General features: G+C 73.8%; 17 protein-coding genes. 11 read left to right on the forward strand and 6 right to left on the reverse strand.

Going from position 1 to position 19,306, the window contains the following annotated elements; genetic code table 11:
• Positions 1-247 precede the first annotated feature (247 nt).
• On the forward strand, positions 248-1,744 hold the full coding sequence (locus ACH5AO_RS13985; protein WP_398924489.1) for a HEAT repeat domain-containing protein: 1,497 nt from the start codon (positions 248-250) through the stop codon (positions 1,742-1,744).
• Between the two features lie 188 nt (positions 1,745-1,932).
• Positions 1,933-2,445 (forward strand): hypothetical protein, encoded by a 513-nt coding sequence (locus ACH5AO_RS13990; RefSeq protein WP_398924490.1) that lies wholly within the window; start codon positions 1,933-1,935, stop codon positions 2,443-2,445.
• Positions 2,446-2,637: 192 nt separating this feature from the next.
• Here the strand turns inward: ACH5AO_RS13990 and ACH5AO_RS13995 are convergent, their stop codons facing one another.
• Positions 2,638-3,711: an amidohydrolase family protein gene (locus ACH5AO_RS13995; protein WP_398924491.1), complete on the reverse strand. Its 1,074-nt coding sequence runs from the start codon at positions 3,709-3,711 to the stop codon at positions 2,638-2,640.
• Positions 3,712-3,969: 258 nt separating this feature from the next.
• On the opposite strand from ACH5AO_RS13995, the gene ACH5AO_RS14000 reads away from it, so the two are divergent.
• From ACH5AO_RS14000 to ACH5AO_RS14015, 4 genes are all read left to right on the forward strand, one after another.
• Complete coding sequence (locus ACH5AO_RS14000; protein WP_398924492.1) at positions 3,970-4,479, forward strand: NUDIX domain-containing protein; 510 nt, start codon at positions 3,970-3,972, stop codon at positions 4,477-4,479.
• 120 nt (positions 4,480-4,599) lie between these two features.
• Entirely contained in the window at positions 4,600-5,172 is a 573-nt protein-coding gene (locus ACH5AO_RS14005) for a hypothetical protein (protein WP_398924493.1), read from the forward strand.
• A 223-nt stretch (positions 5,173-5,395) separates the two neighbouring features.
• Positions 5,396-5,920 (forward strand): SigE family RNA polymerase sigma factor, encoded by a 525-nt coding sequence (locus ACH5AO_RS14010; protein ID WP_398924494.1) that lies wholly within the window; start codon positions 5,396-5,398, stop codon positions 5,918-5,920.
• Positions 5,920-6,627 carry a hypothetical protein gene (locus ACH5AO_RS14015; protein WP_398924495.1) on the forward strand — a complete coding sequence of 236 codons (708 nt, stop codon included), beginning with the start codon at positions 5,920-5,922 and terminating at the stop codon, positions 6,625-6,627. Before ACH5AO_RS14010 ends, ACH5AO_RS14015 begins: the two co-directional genes overlap by 1 nt.
• A gap of 259 nt (positions 6,628-6,886) precedes the next feature.
• On the opposite strand, the gene ACH5AO_RS14020 is transcribed toward ACH5AO_RS14015, so the two are convergent.
• Positions 6,887-7,444 carry a TetR family transcriptional regulator gene (locus tag ACH5AO_RS14020; RefSeq protein ID WP_398924496.1) on the reverse strand — a complete coding sequence of 186 codons (558 nt, stop codon included), beginning with the start codon at positions 7,442-7,444 and terminating at the stop codon, positions 6,887-6,889.
• A gap of 251 nt (positions 7,445-7,695) precedes the next feature.
• Between ACH5AO_RS14020 and ACH5AO_RS14025 the strand changes: the two genes are divergently transcribed.
• Entirely contained in the window at positions 7,696-8,568 is an 873-nt protein-coding gene (locus tag ACH5AO_RS14025) for an SGNH/GDSL hydrolase family protein (RefSeq protein ID WP_398924497.1), read from the forward strand.
• 78 nt (positions 8,569-8,646) lie between these two features.
• Here the strand turns inward: ACH5AO_RS14025 and nadE are convergent, their stop codons facing one another.
• Both nadE and ACH5AO_RS14035 read right to left on the reverse strand, forming a co-directional pair.
• On the reverse strand, positions 8,647-9,465 hold the full coding sequence (nadE, locus tag ACH5AO_RS14030) for an ammonia-dependent NAD(+) synthetase (protein ID WP_398924498.1): 819 nt from the start codon (positions 9,463-9,465) through the stop codon (positions 8,647-8,649).
• Positions 9,466-9,836: 371 nt separating this feature from the next.
• Complete coding sequence (locus ACH5AO_RS14035; protein ID WP_398924718.1) at positions 9,837-10,781, reverse strand: MerR family transcriptional regulator; 945 nt, start codon at positions 10,779-10,781, stop codon at positions 9,837-9,839.
• 123 nt (positions 10,782-10,904) lie between these two features.
• Between ACH5AO_RS14035 and ACH5AO_RS14040 the strand changes: the two genes are divergently transcribed.
• Positions 10,905-12,425, forward strand: coding sequence for an alpha/beta fold hydrolase (locus ACH5AO_RS14040; RefSeq protein WP_398924499.1), 1,521 nt, complete (start codon positions 10,905-10,907; stop codon positions 12,423-12,425).
• A gap of 98 nt (positions 12,426-12,523) precedes the next feature.
• Entirely contained in the window at positions 12,524-13,348 is an 825-nt protein-coding gene (locus tag ACH5AO_RS14045) for a hypothetical protein (RefSeq protein ID WP_398924501.1), read from the forward strand.
• A 252-nt stretch (positions 13,349-13,600) separates the two neighbouring features.
• Here ACH5AO_RS14045 and ACH5AO_RS14050 read toward each other — a convergent pair whose 3' ends face one another.
• Complete coding sequence (locus ACH5AO_RS14050) at positions 13,601-14,401, reverse strand: methyltransferase domain-containing protein (protein WP_398924719.1); 801 nt, start codon at positions 14,399-14,401, stop codon at positions 13,601-13,603.
• Between the two features lie 22 nt (positions 14,402-14,423).
• Between ACH5AO_RS14050 and ACH5AO_RS14055 the strand changes: the two genes are divergently transcribed.
• Together ACH5AO_RS14055 and ACH5AO_RS14060 are read left to right on the forward strand one after the other, a co-directional pair.
• Positions 14,424-14,993, forward strand: a complete 570-nt coding sequence (locus ACH5AO_RS14055) for a MerR family transcriptional regulator (protein ID WP_398924503.1) — start codon at positions 14,424-14,426, stop codon at positions 14,991-14,993.
• Positions 14,994-15,462: 469 nt separating this feature from the next.
• Positions 15,463-17,355 carry a LamG-like jellyroll fold domain-containing protein gene (locus ACH5AO_RS14060; RefSeq protein WP_398924504.1) on the forward strand — a complete coding sequence of 631 codons (1,893 nt, stop codon included), beginning with the start codon at positions 15,463-15,465 and terminating at the stop codon, positions 17,353-17,355.
• Positions 17,356-17,923: 568 nt separating this feature from the next.
• Here the strand turns inward: ACH5AO_RS14060 and ACH5AO_RS14065 are convergent.
• Positions 17,924-19,117 (reverse strand): PP2C family protein-serine/threonine phosphatase, encoded by a 1,194-nt coding sequence (locus ACH5AO_RS14065; RefSeq protein ID WP_398924505.1) that lies wholly within the window; start codon positions 19,115-19,117, stop codon positions 17,924-17,926.
• Positions 19,118-19,306 lie beyond the last annotated feature (189 nt).

Raw genomic sequence — 19,306 nt, forward strand, 5'->3', positions numbered from 1 at the left:
CCCGGGCGGTCGGCGGCCCCCCCCCGCCGGGGGGGCGGGCCGGGGGGGGGGGGGGGCCCGGGCCGGCCCCCCCCGCCACCCGCGTACGGGCCGCCACGCACCGGCGCCGCCACGGGGCGCTCCCTCGTTCCACGGGTTCGGCCGACGGGCGCCCGGGCGGGCCCGGCCGGCAGGGCGTGCGGGCCGGGGAGGGAGTTCCTCCGTACAACCTCCGGACGGCTCGGGAGTCCGACTTACCGGGGGTGTCATGTCTGCCGAACATCAGATCGCCCATTTCCTGCGGGAGTTGGGGAGTCCGGACCCGGACCTCCGCGCCGCCGCGGCCAAAGGACTGGGAAGAACCGGTGGCCCCGAGCACGCCGCCGCCCTCGTCGGGGCCTCCGACGACCCGGACCCCCGGGTGCGGGCGGCCGCCGCGCACGGCCTGGGCCGGCTCGGAGAGCGGCAGGCCGGCCCCGGGATGCTGGTGCGGCTGATGGGCGATCCGCAGCCGGAGGTACGGCGCGGGGCCTCGCTCGCCGCGCTGCGGCTCGGGCTGGACGACCGGTCGGCGACGGAGGCGTACGTGCGGCTGCTGCGCGACCCGGACCGGCACCTGCGGATCAATGCCCTGACCGCCCTGGGCGCACCCGGCGACCCCGTGGCGCTGGTGGAGTCGCTCGGTGACGCGGACCCCGCCGTGTGGGGGCGTGCCCACAGCCTGGTGTACCGGTTGCGGGACGTCCCCGCCGTCCGGGCGGAGGTGGTGCGCACCGCCCGTGAGGGAACGGGAGCCGCCCGGGCCCGGGCCCTGGAGATGCTGCCGGCCCGCTGCACCGAGCGGCTGCTCGACTCGCTGCTCGCAGGACTGCGCGATCCCTCCGCGCAGGTGCGGACCGCGGTGGTGAGACGGCTGCTCGCCACCGGCCCTGGCCCCGGCCCCGTGGACGACGCGCTGGCCGTGGCCCTCGACGGCGAGCGCGACCCGGAGACGGCGGCGTGGCTGATCGTCGCACTCGGCAGGTGGAGCGACCCCCGGGCACTCGGTCCCGCGGTGCGGTGGCTGGGCGATCCCGTGGCCGGGCCGCGCGCCGCGCGCGTCCTCGGCGGCATCCGCACCGAGGCCGCCGCCGAGCACCTGCGGACGGCACTGGACGACCGGGCGCTGCCCGGCCTCACCCGGGCGGCCGCCGCCGTGGCCATCGGTGAGTCGGGAGCCTGGGACGCCGTGTGGCGGCTGCTTCCGCTCCTCGACGACGCGGACGCCGACCTGCGCGGCGGTGTGCTCGACGGCCTGGGCACGCTCGTCGACGACGGGCTGCGACCGTGGGAGCGGCATGCGGTGGCCTGGGCCCTGGCCGCGCACCTGGCGGACGGACACGACGTGTGGCGCACGCGCGATGCGCTCGCCGGGCTCGCACAGGCCCTGCCCGCCGTGCGCCGCCTTGCCGACCGGGCGTCCCACGGGGAAGTCCGGGCCGCCGCACTGTCCCTGCTGGACCCCGACGGGACGGCCGGAGACCTGCGACGCTTCGTGCGAGGCCTGGACGACCCGTACGAAGCCGTCCGCTACCACGCCGCCCTCGGCCTCATCCGGTGGGCGGAGACCAGTCCCGAACCCCTGCCCGACACCGCACGGGTGAGGGCCCGGCTGACCGTCCTGACCTCGGACGCGTCACCCCGGCTGCGGCGGGCCGCGGCCGACGCGCTGGACGCCCTCGGGCCCGCCGCGGGCGCCGCGTCCGGTCGCCGCCCGCGTCCCTGACCGTCCCGGCCGAACTGTCCGCGGGACCGGCGCCCGGCAGCGGCGTGGAATGATGCCCACCGGGCCTATGGCTCCCCGGCTTCGCGCGGCCGCGCGTGGAACGCCCGACGCTTTCCTCACGGTGCGCTGCCGGAGCCGGGCCGCATCGGCCTACGGCCGGTCGGGACCACACCATGTCCGGGGCGTTCATGACAGTGCGGGGCGAGGCGATCCTGGCCGAACTCGGTTCCCTTCCGGCTCACGTGCGCGCGGACTACATCCGCGTCCTCGAGACCGTCGTGCGGGTCGCCCCCGGGGCATGGACCCGCCGCAGGGGCGTCCGGCCGCAGTGGATCACACTCCGTGACGGCGACGACGTCGTGGTGCGGATGGACTCCGGCGAACTGAGCAAGCACATCGACTGGGACGGTCCGCGGTCCGCCCGCTCCTTCGCCGGCGCCCTGCGGGAAGAGTTGGCAACGAACCGGTGCGCCGCCGTGGTCTACGGGGACGCGATCGACTCGCGCACGTGGGGCTGGGTTCTCCCGCTCCTGGCCGGACGGCTGCCCGGACCGGACACGGCGGTGATGGTCGACGTCGGTCACCGCACCGGGGCCCGATCCACGTTCTCGTTCCCGGTCGGGTACCGGCGCTCGCCCGTCCGACGCCTACGGTTCGAGGAGGACGTACGCGCGATCCTGCGACGCGCCGGGAGCACGTGACCCGGAGCACACCACTTCTTCCACGGGGTGGGACGCCGCCGCGGAGCAGCAGCCGGACACCGGCTGAACCGGCCCGGAACGGCTCTCAGGTGTCAAGAGGGGCCCGATGCACTGCGGGAACCGCCGCGGAGGCGCCGGGCGGTCCCGGCGTCTGGAGTGAACCGGCTCCATCCCCCGTTCGCCCCACGCACTTCACCCGTTCCCGCCCCGGCGGCCGGTGTGGTCGGCGCGCTTCAGCGCGGGCATGAGCCGCCGTGCGTTGTCGCGGTAGATGCCGCGACGCTGGTGCTCGGTGAACGCGTGGTCGGCCTCGACGGCCGGCACCGTGAAGCCGGTGACGATCTCGGCGGAGGCAGCCGGCCAGTCCGTACCGAAGAGGATCCGGTCGGCACCGGCCGTCTCCACCAGGGTGCACGCCGGAGCGAGCGGGCCCGCCGTGTCGTAGTGAAAACGGCGGAGACCGTCGCGCACACGGGCCGCGTCGAGGGGCGGGGCACAGAAGCCCCCGAAGGCCTCGAGACGGGTGGCGATCTGGGGCAGGAATCCGCCGGCGTGCGGCAGGACGACGGACAGGCGGGGGTACCGGTCGAGTGTTCCCGCGCGGATCAGGTTCACCGCGGCACGCGTGGTGTCCAGCAGGAAGTCGCACATGAAGTTCGGGATCCCGGGAACGGTGGGCGCCCCCGGTGGTTTCCCCGGAAGATCGAGTGGGTGGGTGAAGAGGACACCGGAACGTTCGTCGACTTCGGCGAGGAAGCGGTCGTACGAGGGATCACCCAGGTACACACCGTCGTAGCTCGCCTTCACGCTCACTCCGACGGCACCGAGTTCGTCGAAGGCGCGTCGGAACGCCCACGTGGTGACTTCCGGGTGGTCCAGGAGGGCGGGGCAGAGGAAGGCGAAACGGCCCGGGTGTTCGTGCGTCAGGTCGCTCAGCGCCTCGAAGACGACGGACAGCCCCTCCCTGGCCTGCGCCGCGGAGCGGTACCGGTCCTGCATGGTGGGATTGAGAACGGCGGTCGCGATCCCCGCCTGGTCCATGAGGGCGAGCGTGGAGTCCGCGTCCCAGCGCGACCACCACAGCAGCTCCTCCTGTCGCACCACCCCTTCGCGCTCCGCCCACTCCACCCATTCCGGCGCGGTGAAGTGGTGGTGCACATCGATCTTCTCCCGCCAGGCGTCGTCGCCTCCCTCGGTGCCGCTCGCACTGCCCCCTCCCCCGGTGAGAGCGCGGGACTTCTGAGTGGTACCGGCTGTGGACGCCATGACCCCACCGGCTATGAGCAGACCGCGCCGGCTCAAGGTTCGACCCGAGTTCGACATCCGCACTTCCATTCTTAGCGCCGTCCTCTGCCGCACCACGGTGACCCGGCCGCGGCAGCGCGGCCTCGCCGGACGGCGCCACCGGAGGGACGAATTCCGCCGTATGGAGCAGTCGGCTGCCGCCCGAGCGGCACGATTCCGTCCGAGGACGGGAAGGCACGCGTCGTGCTGCCGCCGGAGCAGCGCGGGCACCATGTCGGAATGGCCGACCCTCGCTCCCTGCCGCTTGCCGTCGACGACCGCGGCAACGCCTTGGTCTCCTTCGTCCGGGCGGCGGAGGACAAGCCGCCCGGTGACGCGCCCTTGCCCCTGGCACTGGTGGCCCTGTGGCACGGCGACCGCGTCCTGATGGTCTTCGACCGGTCCCGGCGGACCTGGGAACTGCCGGGCGGACGGATCGACCCCGGTGAGACCCCTCGCCGCGCGGCCGCGCGCGAGTTGCTGGAGGAGACCGGCCACGTCCCCGAGGGACGGCTTCGTTTCGTCGGCTTCGCGGGCTTCACCCTGGCGCCCGACCGGCGTGCCGAATACGGCGCCCTGTTCACCGGCCGGTCCTCCGGCGCCGCACGGCTCTTCCAGCCCGACGACGAGATCGCGGCCATCCGGTGGTGGGACCTTCGCCAGTCCCTGCCGGGGCGACTTCAGCCGCTGGACGCCCACCTCGCGGAGCTCGCCCGCGACGGCACGGCCGAAGATTCCGGTACGGGCTGAGACGCCGTCCTGGATCGGGCGGCGGACCGTGTCATCGGAATGCGGAGCGGACGGCGTTACAAGGGGTGGAGAGGCGCCCTCCACCCTGTCCGATCGGAACGATCAAGGAGTCCTGCATCCATGACACGGATGACGGTAACGAACAAGTATGTGGCCGCCGTTGCGGTCGCGGTCGCGCTGGCAGGAGTGCAGGGCGTGGCGCAGGCCGTCACGCCGGCGCAGGTGCCGGCCGCCGCGCAGGCCCACCGCCAGAGCGGCGAGCCGGCTCCGGACGCGGCCGGGTCGGTGCGGGTGGTGGCACCGGGTGAGCGCGTCCAGGCCGGTGCGGGCGTCGAGCTGTGGCTGACGGAGGAGGGCAAGCACTGGTCGACACCGGAGATGGACCACCAGTTCCGGAGCGTGGCCGACGGCAACATCGACCTGAGCGGCCGCAGCATCGGCCTGACGGCGGAACCCGTGGGAGACCGCTACTTCCTCTCCGGCGTCTACGTGGCCGAGCACCGCTCGGTCCGGGTCGTCGTCGACACGAGCGACGGCGAGGTCACCGCTTCCGTGGTGCGGCTCGCCGGTAAGCCCGGCTGGGGCGTCTGGTACGCCGACGTCCCCCTCCACGAGGACCTCACCGTCAACAGCGTCACCCTCTACAACAGGCACGGGAAGGAAATCGCCTCCCTGACCCCCGCCCGCCCGTAGCCGCCCTGACAGCCCTGGCGGCTCCCAGGAGGTGACCCATGGGCGTGGGGGGGGGGGGGCCCCCCGCCCCCCCCCCCCGCCCCCCCCCCCCCGCCCCCCGGGGGGGGCCCGGGGGGGGGCGCGGGGGGGGGGGGGGGGGCCGCCCCCCCCCCACGCCCATGTCCGCCCGCCGGCCCCGTACTTGTCGTCTCCCCCCGCCTCCGACCCCAAGGAATCCGTTGTCGTGACGCACGAGAGCCACGCCGACTTCGCCGAGTTCGCCACCGTGGCCTGGCCCCGCTTGGTGCGTACGGCTCACATGCTCACCGGCGACTTCCACGAGGCCGAGGACCTCGTTCAGACCACGCTGGCCAAAACGTACGCGCGATGGCGGAAGATCCCGCGCCACGAGGTCGACGTCTACATACGCCGGGCTCTGGTCAACAACAACATCAGCCGGGTGCGCAAGAAACGCATAGCCCACTTGCTCATGCCGTTTCTGCCCGAGTCGGTGCACCGGACGCACGGCGGGCACGCCGAGGCCGTCGAGCAGAGCGCCGTCCTCGTCGAGGCCCTTTCGGTCCTGTCCGCCCGCCAGCGTGCCGTCATGGTGCTGCGCTACTGGGAGGACATGAGCGAGCAGGAGATCGCCGCGGCGCTGAACTGCTCCGTCGGCACGGTCAAGACGCATGCCCGGCGCGGCCTGGAGGCGCTGCGCGCCCATCCCCTCCTCACCTTCCGCCTTGTCGACCAGGAAGCGAAGCGCTGATGTCCCCGACTTCCCGGCCCTCCCCGCAGACTCAGCATGAAATCGAACGACTGCGTGACGCCTTCGGTGAGGTGGCCGACGGCCTCATGCCCTCTCCCGTTCCGCTGGCCGCCATCGAACGGGCGGGCCGTGCCCGATGGCGCCGCCGCACCGCCGGGATGGTGATCGGCTGCGGCCTGCTGCTGGCTCCGCTGACCGCCGTCACGGTCCGCGCCGTCCTCCAGGAACACAGCCCTCCGCAGCGGAACGAGGTCGCGGCGCATCCGACGCCGCCGGACACGCCGGACGTGGCCGGGTCGGTGCGGGTGGTGGCACCGGGTGAGCGCGTCCAGGCCGGTGCGGGCGTCGAACTGTGGCTGACGGAGGAGGGCAAGCACTGGTCGACACCAGAGATGGACCACCAGTTCCGGAGCGTGGCCGACCGCGACGTCGGCCACCGCCGCCCCACCGTGGGCCTGATGACGGACACCGTGGGCAACCGCTGTTTCCTGTCCGGGTTGTACACGGGCACCGTCGACGTCGGCCGCGTCGTCGTCGACACCGGCGACGGCAAGGTCACCGCCTCGGTGGTACGACTGCCCGGTACGCCCGGCTGGGGCGTCTGGTACGCCGACGTCCCCCTCCACGAGGACCTCACCGTCGACGGTGTCGCCCTCTACAGCACGCGCGGGAAGGAGATCGCCTCCCTGACGCCCGCCCGGCCCTGACCCGGTGTCCCCGCGGTGTGCGCGGTCGACTCCGTCTGACGGGCCGCGGAGGTGGTGGCGAGGTCGAGGTGCCGCGAGGTCACCGCCCGGCGGTCCCGGGCCGCACGGCCGAGGCACGGAGCGGACTCGGACCCGGTGGGCGGCAGGCGCGGGGGAGGAGCACCGGGGCCGGCCCGGCCCCATCGGGAGCGTCCGGTCACCGCTGTGGCGCGGCAGCCTGGCCGGCCCGGCCTCCGCGGGATCCGGTACCGCGTCGGCGTCAGCGGTTCCGGGGGGTCAGCACCCCTTGGAGCAGTGCGCCGTACCGTGACACCAGTTCCGTGCGGTCCATCCGGAGCAGCCCCTCGTCCCCGACCACCCACAGCGCGTACAGCAGTCCCCCCGCCAAGGCGGCCGCCGTGCGCGCGCGGACGTCCGCGTCGGGGCCGGACAGGTGATGGCGCAGTGGCGCGACGAAGAGGTACTCGTGCGTGTCGCGCAGACGTTCGCGGATCTGCGGTCCGTTGCTGCCGTGCACCAGGGCCAGGAAGACGCCCCGCGCGGAACCGTCGAGTTCGACGAGGAGTTCGGCGAGCCGCTCCCCCAGCCGCTCCAGTGGCGCGTCGAGCAGCGGCTCGTCGTCGATCGTCAGGTGCATCGTCTCCAGGAACAGGTGTTCTTTGCTCTTGAAATGACGGATCACCAGTGCGGGGTCCGTGTCGGCCGCCGCCGCGATCTGGCGGACGGTGGTCCTGGAGAAGCCCTGGTCCCGGAAGAGCCGGGCAGCGGCCGAGTGGATGGCCTCGCGGGTCGTGGCGCTGGAGCCGGTCTGCAGCATGCGGGACAGGATAGGGGGCCCGACGCTTCGCAACTGCGGGTTCGCGCGTGCGGGGAGGGCGGGCCGGGGCCTTTCGTGAGCGTTCCGAGAAGTCCGGTCAACAATGTTGACTCCCCCTCGGGGGGCCTGCACATTACTTGTCGGTAGAACCGTTCGGTAATCGCGCGACCCGACACTCCCCACGCTCGAACCGCTCCACCCCGCCAACGGCACGCCCCACCGACCACCCCGCTCCCGAGAAGAGGGATCGCATGCCGAAACACGCCCTGCGGAATGTCATGGCCACATCAGTTGCGCTCGTCAGCGCGCTCGCCCTCGGCCTCACGGGTGGCACCGCGCACGCCTCCGCCCCGCTGGACTACGTCGCCCTCGGCGACAGCTACAGCGCCGGCTCCGGCGTGCTGCCCGTGGACCTCACCAACCTGCTGTGCCTGCGCTCCACCGCGAACTACCCCCACGTGATCGCCGCCCGGACGGGCGCCCGCCTGAAGGACGTGACCTGCGGCGCCGCCCAGACGAAGGACTTCACCACAGCGCAGTACCCCGGGGTCGCACCCCAGGTGAACGCACTCGGCGCGGACACCGACCTGGTGACGCTGACGATCGGCGGCAACGACAACGGCACCTTCATCAACGCCATGACGGCCTGCGGCACCGCGGGTGTCCTCAGCGGCGGCAAGGGCAGCCCCTGCAAGGACACATACGGCACCTCCTTCACCGACCAGATCGACGCGAACACCTACCCCGCGCTGAAGACCGCCCTGCGGGCCGTACGCGCCAAGGCCCCCAACGCCCGCGTGGCCGTCCTGGGTTACCCGTGGATCACTCCGGCCGAGGCCGACCCGTCCTGCTTCGTGAAGCTGCCGATCGCCGCCGGTGACGTGCCCTACGTACGGGGCATACAGACACGCCTCAACGCGGTCGTCGAACGCGCCAGCGAAGAGAGCGGCGCCACCTATGTGGACTTCTCCCGCGTCTCCGAGGGCCACGACGCGTGCGAGCCCGGCGGCACCCGCTGGATCGAGCCCCTCCTCTTCGGCGGCAGCCTCGTGCCCGTCCACCCCAACGCCCTCGGGGAGCGGCGCATGGCCGAGCACACCATGAGCGTCCTCGGCCTGGACTGACGGCGACGCGCTCCACCCTCGACGCGGTCGGACGCGACGCCTCCGTCCGGGAGCGCCGTCCTCCGCTGCGACCACCCGTCAGGGGGCGGCGGGCGGCCGGCGCTTGTGGTCGGTGAGGCGGTAGCGGCGGACGATCGTTTCGAAGGCCGGCCCGTCCACCGGTTTGCCCTCCAGGAAGTCGTCGATGACGTCGTAGGTCACCCCGAGCACGTCCTCGTCGGCCCTGCCCGCGTCGAGGCTCTCCAGATCGGCCGTGGGAGTCTTCCGCACCAGCTCGGCCGGCGCGCCCAGGGCCTCCGCGACGGCGCGCACCCGGCGCTTGGTCAGGCCGGCCAGCGGGACCAGGTCGGCGGCGCCGTCGCCGAACTTGGTGAAGAACCCGGAGACCGCCTCGGCGGCGTGGTCCGTGCCGACGACCAGGCCGTCGCAGGCGCCGGCCACCGCGTACTGGGCGATCATGCGCTGGCGCGCCTTGATGTTGCCGTGCACGAAGTCCTGGTGGTGGGCGTCGCGGAAAACCACCCCGGCGGCCAGCGCGGCATCGGCGGCGGGCTTGATGTCCACGGTCAGCACATGGTCGGCCCGGACGAAGGAGAGCGCGAGCCGGGCGTCGTGCTCGTCGGCCTGGACCCCGTAGGGCAGGCGCATCGCGTGGAACCGCGCGTCGTGTCCGCCGGCCCGCGCCCGTTCGACGGCGAGCTGGCACAGCCGACCCGCGGCGGTGGAGTCGACGCCACCGCTGATGCCGAGCACGAGGGAACGCCGGCCGGTGGACATCAGCCGCTCGGCGAGAAAGGCCACCCGGCGCTCGATCTCCCGCTCGACTTCGAAGGCCCCGGCGACGCCCAGCTCCCGGGCGATCTCCTGTTGCAGGGCGACGGACGCCGACTCGCTCACGTCTGCTCCTCGTTCCGGCTCACGATGTGCTGTCGCCTCCCCTGCTACCCGGGACCTCTCCGGGGAATCCGGACGGGAGGGAACGTGCTTCACACTCGGGGCGGAGGCCGGGGAGACGGCCGGACGGGCAGGTCCACACCCCTGACGTCGTCGCCCACCGGAACGTACGGCCTGCCGGCTCCGGCCCGTCGACGACGATGCGGGCGGCTCGTCCGGCGGGCACCCGCACCGGTCCCCCGTCGTGGGAGCGGACGCGGGCCGGTCCCCCGGAGGCCGGCCCGATGCCCTGGTCGCGCGCGACGGGGGTGACATCGGTCCTCACCCCCGCCGGGGTGGACGACGGTCGCGGCCTTCGGCCTCTTCCCCGCGGTCTACGCCGCTGCGGCGTTGTCCCGCTCCAGCGCCGCGCGCAGCCAGTCGTCCGCGGAGCCCGGCGTCGGCTCCGGCCGGCTGCCCGGCGGCGTGAGCACCACGGCCGTCAGCTCCCAGTACCGGTCCAGACGCGGCCCGGCCGCCAGTCGCGCGGCCAGCAGGCGGCGGAACTCCCGGGTGTCCCGGCTGCCGTACGCGCTCGCGTACGCCGCCACGTAGGCGTCCAGCGCCTCACCCGGATACGGATCCCGTACCCGGCGCAGCTGCGGGCCCGCGAGCTCGTACGCCTCGGCAAGGCCCTCGTACAGCACGGCCGCCCCGCGGGCCCCGGCCACCCGGTGCACCTCCGGCTGGGGCTGCCTGCCGCCCGGGCAGGGAGCCGTCGTCATCGCGTGCAGCCGGGCGAAGGCGAGCACCTGCGCCGGGGCCGGCTCGTCGGGCGGCTGTGGAACGGCCACTTCCAAAAACGCCGCCGTCGCCCGGGCCGGCATGCGCGGCGGCAGCCAGGCACGCCAGAACCGGACCAGCGGTGCCGCGCTCGGCGGGGTGCCCATCACGCCGATCAGCCTCAGCAGGTCGGCCCGCTCCGCGGGCGGGCACTCCCGCACGAGCCGCAGCGCGGCCTCCCGCCAGCGCAACGTCCTCAGCTCATCACCCAGCGCGCGCAGGCGCCCCGCGACGGCGTCCTCCAGTACACGGCCCGCCGGGTCCTCGTCCTCGATGACCCGGCGCACCTCGGGCAGCGGAAGGTCGAGGGTGCGCAGGGAGCGGATCAGACGCAGCCGCTCCAGCGCGCCGGGACCGTACCGGCGGTGCCCGCCGCCGCTGCGGGAGGCCTCGGGCAGCAGGCCCAGGTCGGAGTAGAAACGGACGGTCTTCACGGTGGCGCCCGCGCGCTCGGCGAGCTCGCCGATGCTCCAGAAGACCTCGTGGGACGTGGACAGTTGAACCTCCCTCCGGGGGAGTTCCTACGGTACCGGCGCACGCGGACCGGGTGTACGCCCCGGTCCGCGGACCACGGCGTACGCGACCGGCGCGACGTCATGTGACGGACCCGAGGAGGGATCGTGACCGTATTCATCATGGTGGCGGGCGTGTTCACCGGTGCCCATGTGTGGCGGGAGACGGCCGAGCGGCTGGCCGCGGCGGGCAGCGCGGTGCACGCGGTCCCCCTCACCGGCCTCGACGCGGGCCGCCCCGCCGGACCGGACTCCGTCGATCTGGAGACACACATCGCGGACGTGATCGCGGCGATCGACGCGGTGGACGCGGCGTCCGGCCAGGAGATCGTGCTCGTCGGTCACGACTACGGCATCCACCCGGTGCTCGGCGCGGCCGACCGGCGGCCGTCACGCGTCGCCCGGGTCGTGTTCCTGGACTGCGGAATGCCGCAGAACGGCGTCCCGGCCCTGGCCGCCGTACCGGACCGGGCCCTGCGCGCGCGGCTGGCCGAGCGGGCCCAGCGCGGTGGACGTGCGGGCGGGTTGACGCCACCGTCCCGGGACGAGTGGCAGCGCTGGGGCAGCGTCGACGGCCTCTCCGCCGCGGCGCTGGACCGGCTCACCGCTCTCGCCGCGCCGCAGCCGCTCGGCACCCTGCTCCAGCCGCTGCGGCTGACCGGAGCGGTGGCCGCGGTGCCCACCACCGGGGTGCTGTGCACCCGTAACGGCGTCAGCATCGACCTGGTACAACGGCTCGTCGACTTCGGCGACCCCGCGCTGGCCGCCCTGACCGACCCTCGGGTCACCTTCTTCGAACTGCCCACCGGACACTGGCCGATGCTGTCCCGCCCCGCCGAACTGGCGGACGTCCTGCAGCGGGCCGCGGCCGGCGGAGGGCACCACCTGCGACCGGTCGACGCCGGCGCGCCACCCGCCCATCTGCGCCCGTTCCCGCTGGACGTGCCCGAGCTGCCCCGGGACCGCAGAGGGCAGGTCGACCTGTACGTTCCCGATGCCGAGGGCCCGCTGCCGGCCGTGGTCTTCGTGCACGGCGGCCCGGTGCCCGCCGGAGCCCGGCCGACCCCGCGCGACTGGCCGACCCTGGTGGGACACGCCCGCCTGGCGGCCGCCGAGGGCGTGGTCGGCGTGACCCTCGACCACCGGCTGCACGACGTCGCCGACTACGAGCGCGCCGCCGGCGACGTCACCGCCGCGGTGGAACTGGTGCGGGCCGATCCCCGGGTGGACGCCGACCGGATCGCCCTGTGGTTCTTCTCCGGTGGCGGGCTGCTCGCCGCGGACTGGCTGACCGGGCCCCCGGTCTGGCTGCGCTGCCTGGCCGCCTCCTATCCGATCCTGGCGCCGCTGCCCGGCTGGGGGCTGACCGGCAGCCGGTTCCACCCGGTCCGGGCGGTCGCGCACGCGGGTGCCCTGCCCCTCGTCCTCCTCCGTGCGGGACGGGAGGCACCCGGGATCGCCGCCACCGTGGAGGCGTTCGTGAACGCGGCCGAGGACAGTGCGGCGCACCTGGAACTGGTCGACGTCCCGAACGGCCACCACGGCTTCGAGACCCTCGACGCGCCCGAGGAGACCCGTCCGGCCCTGCTCCACGCGATGCGCTCGGTGACGACCCACCTGACCGGCTGACACCCGGGCCGCGCACCGTGCACCGCCCCGCCGGCCGTGGTGATCCCCGGCCGTACCGCCCCGGCCGTTTCCCCCCGGCCGGGCGGTACGGTGCCGCCATGTGCATCTCGACCGGCCGGGCCGCGTTCTCCGGCACGATCGTGTACTGCGGGCGGCAGCACCACCCCGTACACGGCCTCATCCACGTCCTGGGCTACCAGAACACCGCCGTCAATCTGGCGGACGGCCCGAACGCCATGCTGCTGCACCTGCCCACCAGGCGGCTCACTCCCCGGCACTTCCTCTCCGCCGGCCGCACCGGTGACGTCCTGCACCGCATGGTCGCCGCCGTCGAACCCGTCACCGTCGCGGCCGACGGCATCGCGTGGATGAGCGCGGCACCGCAGCCCGTCCAGGTCTTCGACCACGACGTCTACACCGTGCTCCTGGCCTCCGACCCCACCGCGGTGCCCGCCGCGCTGCGGCAGGTACCGCCGCACCGGCGTCCCGTCCTGGACGCGGACCTCCTCCGCTTCTACGCCGGTCACTTCCCCGGCCACACCATCGCCGTGTGCTGCTTCGACAACGCCGACGCGCAACGCGCCAAGCCCCTGCTGTTGTGGTACTCGCCCCTCGACCCCGACCGGCTGGCGCTGCCGTCCCTGGACGGCCACACCGGCAAGGCGCCGGACCTGGACGCCGCCGTGCCCGTGGACCACTGGGTCCTGTTCTCGACCGATCAGGCCCCCGCCGGCTGGGGCGCTCCCGTCCACTACCCCGGGGACATGCGTCATCGCCTGCGCGCCTTCCTCCCCCACGCCGTCATGGGCCGGCACTACGGCGACGGGCGGGCCCTGCCCAACGGGGACTTCACCATCAGCCACCGCGACCTGCTCGCCGGCGACCTCGACCGCGTCGATCGCCTCCGGCCGGTCCGCAGCTGAAGGACGGGGCACCGACGGGCGAGTACGGTGCGGGCCGCCGGCTCGCGCCGGCTCCTCGGTGCCGGGGACCTCATGCACCGCGGGCGTACCGGAAACCGCACACGCCGTCGCAACGGCCCTCCGCCTCCCATGCAGGCATGAACCACAAGGCATCCCCGTCGGCATCGCCCCGCCGCAGCCGTGACGATGGTCTTCCCGCTCGTGTTGGGTCTCGCCGGGGATGGGTCCTCGCCGGCCGGATGCTCGCGCCGCTCACCCGGTCGGACGGTCGCCGTCCTGCCGTGGTGCGGTCCCCGCGGCCATGAAGACCGGCAGCGCCAGGAAGAGCCGGTCGGCCTCGGCCCGCGTCCGCTGCTCGGCGATCCAGGTGTCGGTCTGCGCGCGTGTGACGGCGCCCGTGGAGTGGGCTCTCTCGGCCACTCCGATGAGCAGGGGCAATACCGCCGGTCCGGTGAACAGGCCGGTGCGCACCTCGACCGTCACGTCGTCGAAGCGGGCGTCCAGGAGGAGGTTGCGGTACCGGCGGGCGGCGCGAGGGCGGGTGGTCAGGTCCGCGCGGGCGTGCACGAGGGTGCGGGTGAGGGCCGGTTCGTCGGAGTCGATGACGACGGTGTCCCAGTCCTGTCCGAGCAGCACGATCCGCCCACCCGGCACGAGAACCCTGCGGGCCTCGGCCAACGCCCGCTCCGGTTCCGCCAGTTCGTGGAAGACCTTGTCGGCGCGGTAGCCGTCCATCGAGGAGTCCGCCAGCGGCAGTTCGTACGCCCCCGCGATCCGGAGGTCCGCCTCGGGCCACCGGCCGCGGGCGACGGCGATCATCTGCTCGCTCGGGTCCACGCCGACGGCCCGTGCGCCGCGTTCGGCCAGTTCCGCCACGGCCCGTCCGGCGCCGCAGCCCACGTCCACGACGGACACTCCGGGTCCGGCCCCGAGCAGAGCGTAGGACCGGGCCCGTAGTTCGTGGGCGCCCGGCAGTCCGTCGGCGAAGTCGAGCCTGGTGATGAGGTCGTCCGTCAACCGGCGTGTTCGCCGGGCTTGGTTGGTCATGGGCATCAGGGTGCGACTTAATGTCGGCATGAGGTCAAGCAAGCACGAAACGTCTGTCGGCGACGAGCGCGAGTCGATGGGCATCGGCGCCCTCGCCGAACGCTTCGGTGTGGCTGCGCACGTCCTGCGCCACTGGGAGGCAGTGGGACTGCTCGCCCCCGCACGCGACACCGCCGGCCGGCGCCGCTACGGGACCGCCGACCTCACGCGTGTCGCCGTGATCCTGCGCGCCAAGGAGGCGGGACTGTCCCTCGATGCCATCCGCTCCCTGGTCGCCACCGCGGACCGGGCCGGACGCAGGGACGTGCTGCGCGAAGAGGCCGAGGCGCTTCGCTCCCGTATCGCGGCCGCGCAGGCGTCCCTCGAAATGATCGAATGCGCCCTCGGCTGCGATCACCAAGACTTGTCCCGGTGCCCCCGTTTCCAGCGGGTGGTGGCAGATCGCGTCGGCACGGACACCACGGTCCGCCTCCCCGTCCGGCCCGTGCGCTCGACCGCGTGGCCCGGGCACGGTGGGCGCCCGCGGCGTCGGGACGAGGAACGCCTCCCGCCCCGTCAGCCGGTCGGCCCGGCGCTCGAGACCGGCGGGGAGGGGTGACGGCCTCGGCGACCCGGGCGGGGACGAGAAGGTGTCGCCGCCGCTGTCGCCCGCGGCCACCGCGGTTCACCGCTTGCTCGCGGTGGCGGCGATGGCGGTGGGGGACGGCCGGGGAGAGGATGCCGCTCGTCAGAGCCGGCAGGGGGTGGCCGACGGCGGCACCGGTGAGGTGTCCGGCGGCGAGGCCGGGCAGCCGGCGTGAAACCCGTCCCCGCCCCACCCGCGCGGTCCCGGAGTCGGGAACTCACGGGACGCGCTCGGGAAGGCGGGGCGGCACGACCTCGCGCGGCGCGGCCCCTGGCCGCCCCGCTCCGCGCCGCCGTCGTCGGTGACCCGTCGAGGGTGCTGTCGTCGTGGTGTTCGTGCAGCAGGTGTCCATGCAGCAGGTGTTCAGCTCCGCGCCATCGGGCGGTCAGCGCGGGTGAGCAGCATTCGGGCTGATCACACGCCACCGGCCCGGGGAGTCCCGATGAGCACCGAGGAACAGACGAGTCACCACCGGTCCCTGCACAGACGCGCGTTGCTGCGCGCCGCGGTGGTCGTACCGGCCGCCGGTGCCGTGGCCGCCGCTCCGGACGCCGCCCGGGCCGAGGCATCCGAGAAGGACGCCGGGGCGGCCGGTGGCCGGTTCGACGCGGAGAGTCCGCGTTTCGCGCTGGCGGTGCTGCCCGACACCCAGTACCTCTTCGACGCCGACAGCGCCGACCCCGCCCCGCTGCGGGCGACGTTCCGGTACCTCGCCGCCGAGCGGTCGGCGGCCAACATCGCGTTCATGACGCACCTCGGCGACGTCACCGAGCACGGTACCGAGGACGAGATCGGCCTCGCCGCCGACACCTTCCGCGTCCTGCACGGCAGGGTCCCCTACAGCGTCCTGGCGGGCAATCACGACATCGCGTCGTCCACCGACGACCAGCGCGGTGACTCCGCGTACCTCGCCGCGTTCGGGCCCGACCGCTACCGGTCCATGCCGACGTTCGGCGGTGCCTCGCCCGACGGCTACAACAGCTACCACGTCCTGCGGGCGGGCGGGCGGCGGTGGCTCGTCCTCGCCCTGGACTGGCGAGTCTCCGACAAGGGGCTGGCCTGGGCGCAGGGGGTGCTCGACGCCCACCCCACCCTGCCCGCCGTGCTCACCACGCACGACATCGCCTGGTCCGACGACGACGGCGGGGCCCAGCTGTCCGGCAACGGACAGCGCCTCTGGGAACGCCTGGTCAAGGGCAACGACCAGATCTTCCTGGCGCTGGGCGGGCACTACTGGCCGCCCGGCCGCACGGTCCTGGTCAACGACGCCGGCAACGACGTCCACGTCCACATCACCAACTACCAGGACCGGTACTACGGCGGTGCGGGAATGATCCGCACCTACGGCTTCGACCTGGTGCGCGGAGTCATCGACGTCGAGACGTTCTCGCCCTGGTTCCTGGACCGGGACCCCGCGAAACGTTCCCCCCTGGCCGCCGAGACGATCGAACTGACCGGTCCCGCCGACCGGTTCAGTCTCACCGTCGACTTCGGGAGACGGTTCGCCGGCTTCGCCCCCGTCGCACCCGCCGAACCCCGCCCCGCCCGCGCCGTGATGCCCCGCGGCACCCTCGCCTACTGGCGCTTCGACTCCTTCGGGACCGACGCGGCCGGAACACCCGGCGCCACCGTCGCCGACGGCGTCGTCGTCAAGGACCTGACCGGCAACGGCAACGACCTGACGGTGCGACGGCTGCACTCCAGCGGCGCGGACGCGCTCACCTGGTCGGCGGACCACCACGAGGGACAGCCCGCGCACGCCAGCCTCCGTTTCGACGGCGGGAAGAACCCCGACCGCGGCGCCGTCCTCACCACCGCGGCCCGCGCGGCCCTGAACAGCGAGAAGTTCCTCCGTGGCTACACCATCGAGACCTTCGTCCGGCTGCCCGAGCCGTTCCGGGGCGACCACAGCTGGATGGGCCTTCTCAGCTGGGAGGGACGCAACTCGGAAGCGGGCAAGACGACGGGCTGGTCACCGCTGGAACCGACCTGCAGCCTCAACCTGTCGCCCGAGCGGTTCCTGCAGTTCGTCGTCTACCCGCACAAGCAGGACGCCGACCCCACGTCGTGGAGCCACGCCGTGCCGACCGGGCGCTGGATGCACATCGCCGTCGTCAACGACGGTCGCCGCACGGTGATGTACGTCGACGGTTCGAAGATCGCCCGCAACCCGTCGCAGGCGTCGACCGGCATCGCCACCCTCGGCAAGCCGTTCGTGCTGGGCGCCACCCAGTTCGACGGGGCCTTCGGGCAGGGCTTCTACGGCTGGATGGGTGACACCCGGATCGTGGGACGGCCGCTGCCGGTGGAGGAATTCCTCGTCCCCTTCGGCTGAGAGCGCGGCGGTGCGGAAGGACCGCGGGTGCCTGCCGGAGACGTCCTGAGCCGACGGGACGTTCCCGTGTCGCCGCGGCCTCGTACCGGGCGGACACCGACCGTACGCCCCGTGGGCCTGCCCGTGGGCCGGGGCCGGCGGGCGGCGTGAGGCCCCGGACGGCTCCGTCCCGCACGGGCGGGCCCCTCCTCGGCCCCTTCGGCTTCCCGCCCCCGGACGCGTACGACGTCGAGTTCCAGGCCCCCGCCGGAAACGTCCCGGACCGTCCGTCCGGGACCGTCGTGCGGGACGGCGCGCCCGAAGGACAACTCGACGTACCGCGCGCCTGGCCGGCCGAGGACCTGCCGGGCGGCCGGGTGCACTTCCTCACCGGGAGTCACGGACCGGACGGCCGGCCGCGGCCCCGGAGTTCGACGGCCGCCAGGCGTGGCTGGACGGTCCGTGCCGCCGCCTCCGACGGGTCCGGCGTCCGGCCGCGGCCGGCCCGGACGGACTTCGGCGGTTGTCCGCCGTCGACCGGAGCCCGCCGTCCGCGCCGGGGCGGGCTCCGGTCGGCGGCCGCTGCGGCTCACCGCTGTGGGCCCGGCCCGGTTCCGGAGGGTCTGCGGCGTGTGCCGTGCCAGTCCAGTATCAGGACCGTGGCGTCGTCCCTGAGGTTGCCGTGGCAGGCCTCGAGCACTGCGGTGGTCAGGCTTCGGACGGCCTCCCTCGGGTGCAGCGGGCGGGTGTCGTGGGCGAGCGCGGCCAGGTCGACGGCCGCGGCACCGCGCTCCTGCATTCCGTCGGTGAGCAGGATCAGGCGGTCACCGGGCCGCAGTCGCAGTTCCTGCAGACGGTAGGGGGTCGGCGCCACCACACCGAACGGCAGGTTGACGGCGAGTTCGACCTCCTCGACGGTGCCGTCGCGCACCATCAGCGGCCGGGGATGGCCGGCGTTGACCAGTTCGCACAGGCCTGTCCCGAGGTCGACGCACAGCAGCTGTCCGGTGGCCAGGCCCCGGCTGTGGCTCAGCAGGGCCTGGTGGGCGTGGTCGGCCTGCATGAGGGCGTCACAGCCGCTGCGGCGTGCCCGGCGCAGCGCGCCGACCAGCAGGGTGGCCAGCAGGGCCGAGTTCGTGTCGTGGCCCATGGCGTCGGTGACGGACAGGTGCAGGGTGTCGCGGTCGAGGGTGTAGTCGTAGGTGTCGCCGCCGATGTCGTCGGCCGGGATCAGCCCGGCGGCGAGGGTGAACTGGGTCGCCTCGCAGCAGGAGGCCGAGGGAAGCAGCTGGTGCTGGATCTCCGCGGCCAGGCTGGTCTCGGTGGTGCGCCGGCCCAGGTGGTAGAGGTCGGTGAAGCGGCGGTCCGTGACGACGATGTAGGCCAGCGCGTGGGCCGCGTCGCGGACCTGCCGGAGCACGGTGTCGTCGGCGGACTGCAGGGTCACCTCCAGCACGCCGATGCAGTCGCCGCGGTTGGTGACCGGCGTGATGACGCGCCGTCCGCCCTGGCCGTCCGGTTCCACGTGCTGGCGCTGGCTCCGCAGTACGCGGTCGTAGACGCTGCCCTGCAGGTCGATCGGCTGGTCGGAGTCCGCGACCTGTCCGTCGGCCGCGGTGAGCCGTACCAGCCGCCGGCCGACGAGGTCGACGAACAGGAAGGACACGCGCTCCGCGCCGAACCGCTTCTGCAGGTCGTGCGCCACCACGTCGACGGACTCGCCGGGCGGCGCCGCCTCCGCGGCGGCCAGCAACTCGCCCAGTTCCACATCTCCACCCCTCACGGCGACCTCCCATCGGCTGCCGCATCTTTTTCCCCGGGTTTCCGCGGCCTCACCCAAATCGCTCGTTCTGCCTGTTCAGGTCGGTGCGCCGGGTCGCCGCGAGCAGAACCCCGTGCCGTCGGGCGGCGTCCGTCGGCGACCGGGCGGGCCGGCTCCGGAAGGGTGCGTGACGTGTCCCGGCGGCCCGTA

Origin of the sequence: Streptomyces sp. NPDC018964, from assembly GCF_044390325.1 — a bacterium.
In the GTDB taxonomy this organism is placed as follows: domain Bacteria; phylum Actinomycetota; class Actinomycetes; order Streptomycetales; family Streptomycetaceae; genus Streptomyces.